The following is a 319-nucleotide window of genomic DNA, read 5'->3' as shown; positions in this document are numbered from 1 at the left end:
GGTATGCCATGGAGAACGGTTTCGCGAACGACATGTCCGCCGCCACCTTCCTGCCCGAGCTCACCAACACCAACGCCCTGGGCTACCTGTCCATCATCATCTTCAACTTCACGGGCTTCGAGGTCATCTGCACCTTCGCCAAGGACATGGAGAACCCGACCCACGACATTCCGAAGTCCATCATCCTGGGCGGCCTGACCATTGGCGCCATCTACCTGTTCGCTGGCTTCGGCATCGGCGCCGCCATCCCGGCCGACTCCATCGACCCCGACTACGGCATGATCGTCGCAGTCGAGACCATGGTGGGCGATTCCGTGCT

At 61.4% G+C, this 319-nt stretch carries 1 protein-coding gene; it reads left to right on the top strand.

Annotated elements, in window-relative coordinates; translation table 11 throughout:
* Positions 1 to 8: 8 nt before the first annotated feature.
* On the top strand, positions 9 to 319 hold a 311-nt coding region (locus tag ACTQWD_RS08730; RefSeq protein WP_441559756.1), incomplete at its 3' end, for an amino acid permease.

Origin of the sequence: Collinsella sp. LCP19S3_B6 (genome assembly GCF_052121815.1) — a bacterium.
GTDB lineage: Bacteria > Actinomycetota > Coriobacteriia > Coriobacteriales > Coriobacteriaceae > Collinsella.
Note: the sequence above shows the minus strand (reverse complement) of the source record. Positions and strands in the feature narration are given on the sequence as shown.